Annotated in this window: 5 protein-coding genes and 1 pseudogene; 4 read left to right on the top strand and 2 right to left on the bottom strand. The window is 62.3% G+C overall.

Translation table 11 applies throughout. The features are described from left to right. Together VKI00_RS10245 and VKI00_RS10240 are read right to left on the bottom strand one after the other, a co-directional pair. The coding region (locus tag VKI00_RS10245) for a condensation domain-containing protein (RefSeq protein WP_324437301.1) at positions 1-1,507 on the bottom strand (1,507 nt) is incomplete at its 3' end. 17 nt (positions 1,508-1,524) lie between these two features. Continuing rightward, positions 1,525-1,755 carry an MbtH family protein gene (locus tag VKI00_RS10240; protein ID WP_324437299.1) on the bottom strand — a complete coding sequence of 77 codons (231 nt, stop codon included), beginning with the start codon at positions 1,753-1,755 and terminating at the stop codon, positions 1,525-1,527. A gap of 249 nt (positions 1,756-2,004) precedes the next feature. Between VKI00_RS10240 and VKI00_RS10235 the strand changes: the two are divergent. The 4 genes and pseudogenes from VKI00_RS10235 to VKI00_RS10220 form a co-directional block, all read left to right on the top strand. Next, a pseudogene (locus tag VKI00_RS10235) lies at positions 2,005-3,168 on the top strand (IS1634 family transposase); the annotation flags it as partial. 144 nt (positions 3,169-3,312) lie between these two features. Then, positions 3,313-4,245 (top strand): tyrosine-type recombinase/integrase, encoded by a 933-nt coding sequence (locus VKI00_RS10230; RefSeq protein ID WP_324437298.1) that lies wholly within the window; start codon positions 3,313-3,315, stop codon positions 4,243-4,245. Next, a complete protein-coding gene (locus VKI00_RS10225) occupies positions 4,238-5,167 on the top strand; it encodes a tyrosine-type recombinase/integrase (RefSeq protein WP_324437297.1) in 930 nt (309 codons plus the stop codon). Before VKI00_RS10230 ends, VKI00_RS10225 begins: the two co-directional genes overlap by 8 nt. Beyond that, positions 5,164-6,156 carry a tyrosine-type recombinase/integrase gene (locus VKI00_RS10220; protein WP_324437295.1) on the top strand — a complete coding sequence of 331 codons (993 nt, stop codon included), beginning with the start codon at positions 5,164-5,166 and terminating at the stop codon, positions 6,154-6,156. The genes VKI00_RS10225 and VKI00_RS10220 overlap by 4 nt, the downstream gene beginning before the upstream one ends. Positions 6,157-6,320: the final 164 nt, after the last annotated feature.

Raw genomic sequence — 6,320 nt, 5'->3', positions numbered from 1 at the left:
CGGACAGCAAGTGCGCCAACCGATTTGCGGACTCATCCAGTTCCCGATACGTCAGGGACAGGGCCCCGAAGACGATCGCCACCGACTCCGGAATCCGGGTCACCTGCGCTGCAAACAACACCGGAACCGACATCGGCGCAGGCGCGGGCTGGGTCATCGCCACCCGATTACCCCACCCATCCAGCCGAGCGTGCTCGGCCTCACCGAGCACATCGATCGACGACAACCGCCGGGTCGGGTCCGCGGTCATCGCCACCAACACCCGCTCCACCCGCTCGGCTAAATCGAAGACATCACAATTGGAAAACAATTGCCCAGCACCCTGCGTGGTAAGAAAAAGCTGATCACCGTCCTTAAAAAACACCAGCCCAAACTGATCCACGAGCCCAGAATGGGTCAGGGTCGCCGATACCGGAGCACCAGCAAAATCACCCATATGTGTAGTCGGAATTAAATTAACAACTACCCGATTCGACGCCTGCCTGGAGTCGCGGAAACGCGCCTTGTTCTCAAGAACGTGCACCGGAAACCGCTGATGCTGCAGCGCTTCTCGCATTCGCGTGTCGACATGTTCACAAAAACCAGCAACCGCAGACCCGGGCCAAGCCTTGAACACCACCGGTACAACCCCGGAAATCATTCCGGGGACCGTCTGTGCCTCCGGACGCACACGCCGGCTGACCGGAAAATCGAGCGCCAACTCCGGACCCTTGACGCCCCACCCATGCACGAGGAGCGCGCAGGCCGCAGTAATCAACGACGAGCTACGCACCCGCAACGCCCGCGACAACTCGTGAATCCCGGCAACGACGAAAGGGTCCAATTGAACCGGTGCGGAAGACTCATCCGGCTCACGCCCGCCCGCGGCGTGCGCCAACCGATAACCTTGTTCGCTTTCCGGCGGAAGGTTCCTCGCCCAATAGGCTTGATCATCGAGATAATCGGTGGACGCTTCATATTCTAACTCACAATCAACCAGATCACTCAGCGACCCAAAAAAAGCAGGAGGAATCGACGCACCAGAAGCAATTGCGGAATAGATGTCTGCGATCCGATGACAAACAACAGCGAGGCTGATTCCGTCTACGACTATATGATGGCAGCAAACGAACCAATAAAATTCATCAACCCGCGTCTGCAACAACGCAAATTTGAACAGCGGACCGCTAAACTGCATCTTTGTGCGTTGGATCGATGATGCTAGCCGATAGGCGTCCCGGACAGGATCCTGTGAGGAGGTGAGGTCATAGCGAGCAAGCTCAACGTCGGGGTAGTCAACCGCCTTTTGGAAAACCTGGCCGTCCAGCTGGAAAAAGGCGGCTCTCAGTGGTTCGGCCTCGCGCACTACTTGACGGATCGCCGACTCAAACAAGCCAGGGTCGATCGGGCCCGCGATTCGCAGAAGCACACCCAACTGCCACTTCGCACCGAAGCGACCCGTTTCCTCCGCAAGCCAAATATCCAGCTGTGCCCGCGTCAGCGGAAGCGCCCGGTCATCAAGTTCAATAAGACTCTCCCTCCGGTTCACTGATCGAAGTCACGGTCCTCTGCCAGCCTGTCGCGCAGACTCTTTGGCCGTATATCGCTCCAATTCTGTTCTATGTAGTCCAGACATGCAGCACGGTCCGCTTCGCCATACACCACCCGCCAGCCGGCCGGAACATCGGCGAAGGTCGGCCACAGGCTGTGTTGATCCTCGTCGTTGACCAAGACGGAAAAGCTGCCATCGGCGTCGTCGAACGGATTGATGCTCACCGCTTCTCTAGCCCGTCTGTCGACATGGGTGGAAAGTGTTCCAACACTAACCTCGATTTTTCCCGCGGCGGGTTCGGGGTCGGATGAGCAGGTGCTTGCCGGTTGTGAGGCCTGATTGTTGCAGGTGGGTGTGACACCTGACTTAGGACACTTTTTCGCTGTGCAGCTCGGCGCGGGTCGTTGATCTGCGGTTTTGGTTGATGTTGGGCCGAAATTTGCACACTAATTCTGGACTCGTAGGGTGCTGTGGTGGCCTACGTGCGCACCGTGAAGACCGCCTCGGGGGCGACCGCGGTGCAGATCGTCTGGTCGACTCGGCGTGGTTCGCGCCAGATTGAGCATCTGGGTTCTGCGCACGATGACGCCCAGGTCGAAGCACTCAAGGCTGCCGCCCGCCAACGCCTGGCCGAAGGCCAAGGCGCCCTGGACCTGGGGCTGAATACCGTCGGCGTTGAGGGCGAACCCTTGGAAATCGTCGCCTCTAAGTCCAGCCACCTGTGGGAGGCGTTGTGCCGGGCTTATCAGATCCTCGGGTTCGACACCGCCGTGAGAGGCGATGAGGTGTTCCGCGATCTGGTGTTCGCCCGGATCATCGAACCGACCAGCAAGCAAGACTCACTACGGGTGCTCGCCGAGACGGGTATCGCGCCGGTCGACTACCGCACCGTTACGCGGCGCCTGCCGGTGATCGCTAAACCGAAAGTGCGCCAAGCACTATCGGCCGCATGCGCGGCCCGCGCCGGCCTGGGACCAGCCAGCCTGGTGCTCTACGACGTCAGCACTTTGTACTTCGAAACTGATACCGGTGATGGGTTCCGGGAGCCCGGATTCTCCAAGGAACGCAGGCTGGAACCGCAGATCACCATTGGGCTGCTCACCGATGCTTCGGGGTTCCCGCTGGCTGTGGAGGCCTTCGAGGGCAACAAGGCCGAGACCGCGACCATGCTGCCGGTCATCAACGCATTCAAGGCCGCCCACCGGCTCACCGACGTGACGGTGGTCGCCGATGCCGGGATGATCTCGGAGGCCAACCAGATTGCGCTGCAGGCCGCGGGATTGTCCTACATCCTGGGCGCACGAATTCCATTCCTGCCCGACGTGGTGCGCGAATGGCGTGACAAACACCCTGACGAGGCGGTGCCCGATCAGCTGGTGCTGACCCAGCCCTGGCCGGCCAGCAGCAGTGAGAAGACCCGCGGGATCCCGGATCGGATCACCCACTACCAATACCGCCACGACCGGGCGCGGCGCACGCTGCGCGGGATCGATGAGCAGGTCGCCAAAGCTCAACGTGCTGTTGACGGACACGCAGCGGTGAAACGGAATCGGTTCATCAAGCTCGCCGGTGCGACGAAGTCGGTGAACCGCGAGTTGGAGGCCAAGACCCGCGCGCTGGCCGGGTGGAAGGGTTATGCCGATGTTGGGGTTATGCCGACCGGCGGCGTGTGTTGCCTGGTGGGGGCCGTGCCGGGACTGGATTCATCGGCATAATCACAGATTCGTGGCCTGAGCGCGATGCTGGCCTTCCTTGTAATTCAGGAGGAAGGAGATACCAGCGTGAACAGCAGTGTTGGTTGCGGAGGGTGCCAGCTCCGGCTGGAGTTGGCCGTCAACGACTTCGAGCGTCTCCTGACGGCTGACAAGGGCGTGTCGGTGACCACCAGGGAGTGCTATGTCCGTCATGTCCTGCCATTCCTAACTGAGGTGGGTGGGCCGGCCGGCGTGGTTGATTTCGACGGCGTGTCGGCTCAGCGGGTGCGTTCGTATGTGACGAATCTCGGTGGTCGGTACTCACCGCGGTCGTTGAAGCTGATTGCGACGGCGATCAGGTCGTTTCTGGGGTTCGCGTGGATGTCGGGCTGGACGGGCTGCGATTTGAGGCCCGCGGTCGGCGTGGTGGTGACCCACCGGTTCGGTCACCTCCCCAAGGCGCTGTCTGCTGAGGATGTTCAGCGGCTATTGGCGGTTCCGGATCGCCGGACCACGACGGGGTCTCGGGACTATGCCCTTCTCGTGGTGTTATCCCGGCTGGGACTGCGCGCTGGCGAGGTCGCCGGGTTGGTCTTGGACGACTTCAACTGGCGGGCGGCGACGGTGACTCCGAGAGTCAAAGGCGCGCGCAGGTTGTGCCTTCCGATACCTCACGATGTGGGGCAGGCAGTGGTGGCCTACTTGAATTGGCGCCCGGCCGGCGTTGCATGTCGTGAGGTATTCCTGCAGGTCCGAGGTGGACCAACGCCGATGACGGGGCGAGCGGTGAGCCAGGTTGTGGCCAGGCATGCCGCCCGGGCGGGGTTGGGGACAGTGCGGGCACACCGGCTGCGGCACTCAGCTGCCCGCGCCGTTCTTTGTGCTGGCGGCAGCCTAACCGAGGTTGGCGAACTGCTCGGTCACGCTGATGGCCAGGTGACTATGGCCTATGCCTCCTTGGATCTGCGGTCGTTGGCCGTTCTTGTCCGCCCCTGGCCGGTGGAGGTCGATCATGCGTGAGCTATCCACCTTGATCAGCGACTACATGGACTTTCGCGCCGCTCGCGGGTTCCAGCCGAACCGGAAGGCCGAACACCTGCTCACCCAGTTCGCCAACAGCCTTCCTGCCGAACGTGACGATGGCCTGCTGTTCTCCCAGGGTGAGGCGCTGGCGTGGGCACACGCGCCCGTGGGAGGGCGCCCGGGATGGCTGTCCGCCCGGTTGTCCACCGTCCGAGGGTTCGCGATCTACCTCGCTGGCTCCGGCCTGCCCGTGGGGGTGCCCGGGGTCCGTCAAGGAGTCAGCGGGTCCCGCCGGGCAACGCCATATCTGTACTCGATCAACGACATTCGGGCTCTGATGACCACAGCCCACCAGTTGTTCACCCCGCTGCGTGCGGCAACGATGACAACTCTGATCGGGCTGCTCGCGGTCACGGGAATGCGCATCGGGGAAACCGTGCGGCTTGCGGTCGGCGATGTCGATCTGGACCAGGGAGTCGTCCTGATCGCTCACGCGAAGTTCGGTCGTCAACGCGTGGTCCGGCTCGATCCGAGTTCATGTGACGCGCTGGCTGATTATCTCAGCGTCCCGGCCCGGCACCGGTTTAGCACCGGACCCGATAGCGCCTTGTTCGTCACGCAGAAAGGCACCGCGATCAACGAGCACACCGCTCGAGGTGCATTTCACCAGATGGTGCAGCACGCTGGTCTGCCGGTTCGGGCCGGTGCCCGTCCGCGTCTGCACGACTTTCGCCACACGTTCGCGACCCAAACCATGATCGACGCCTACCGCTACGGCCGTGATCCAGCTCGAACCCTGACGTTGCTGTCGGTTTGGCTTGGCCACTCCAACCCTGCCGACACCTACTGGTATTTGCAGGCAGCGCCGGAGATCGCCGCAGTCGCGGTCCGACGCCTCGAACCGAGCAGGCAGTCATGATGCCGCTACTGGCTCCGATCCTGCAGGAGTTTTTCACCGCGCATCTGGTCACTCAGCGCGCCGCAAGCGCCGCGACGATTCGGGCCTACCGCGACACCTGGAAGCTCTTCCTGGCTTTCCTGTCCGAGAGGAAAAACGTGCCGGCCCACAAGCTCGAAACCACCCACGTCGACGCGGCGCAGGTGATCGCATTTCTCGACCACCTCGAGCATGACCGCGGGAATAGCGTTGCAACCAGGAATCTTCGGCTCGCGGCCATCAAAGCAACGATGGCCTTCCAGGCCACCAAGGCACCCGAGCTGCTGGACACCATCGCGCGAATCCACACCATCCCCGTCAAGAAACATCCGAAGCCACAGGTCACGTTCCTCACCTTCCGGGAGAGTCAGGCTCTGCTGGACGCGATCACCACCGACACCTGGACCGGCAGGCGAGATCGGGTCATGTTCACCCTGGCGGTCCAAACCGGGTTGAGGCTCAGCGAGATCACCGGCTTGTGCCTTACCAATGTTCATCTCGGCGCTGCTCCGCACGTGGCTTGCACCGGCAAGGGGCGCAAGAACCGCGCCACCCCGTTGACATCAGCCACAGCATCCCTGCTGAGGACATACCTCCAAGAGCGGTCGACCCGTGCCGGCCAGGCCCTTTTCCCGAATCCGCGCGGTCTCGCGCTTTCCGCCGACGCCGTTCAGCGACGGCTCTCCCTTCATCTGGCCCAGGCCACGTCCATCTGCCCTGACCTCGCCGGCAAGCACGTGACCGTGCATACTCTGCGACACACCGCAGCGATGCGTTTCCTTGAGGCCGGCATCGATGCCGCTGTCATCGCTCTGTGGCTCGGCCATGAAACACAAGCAACGACAAGCGTTTACCTCCATGCCGACATGGCCATCAAACGCAAGGCTCTCGACCGTACTCGCCAGCCTGATACCCGCGCTGGCGAGTACCAACCCGCCGACCCCTTGCTCGCGTGGCTGCAGAGCCTGTGATTATGCCGATGAATCCAGTCCCAGCACGGCCCCCACCAGGCAACACACGCCGCCGGTCGGCATAACCCCAACATCGGCATAACCCTTCTTATCTCGACGTCGAGATAAGAAGGGCTACACCACCAACCTGGTCGGCCAGCCCGCCGACTTCGTCATCGGCGCCT

Origin of the sequence: Mycobacterium sp. (genome assembly GCF_035314665.1) — a bacterium.
In the GTDB taxonomy this organism is placed as follows: Bacteria; Actinomycetota; Actinomycetes; order Mycobacteriales; family Mycobacteriaceae; genus Mycobacterium.
This window is presented reverse-complemented; position numbering and strand designations above follow the sequence as displayed.

Excerpts from the sequence above, each read along its gene's own strand:
- VKI00_RS10225 (WP_324437297.1), top strand. The coding sequence starts at position 4,238 with ATGCGTGAGCTATCCACCTTGATCAGCGACTACATGGACTTTCGCGCC.
- VKI00_RS10220 (WP_324437295.1), top strand. The coding sequence starts at position 5,164 with ATGATGCCGCTACTGGCTCCGATCCTGCAGGAGTTTTTCACCGCGCAT.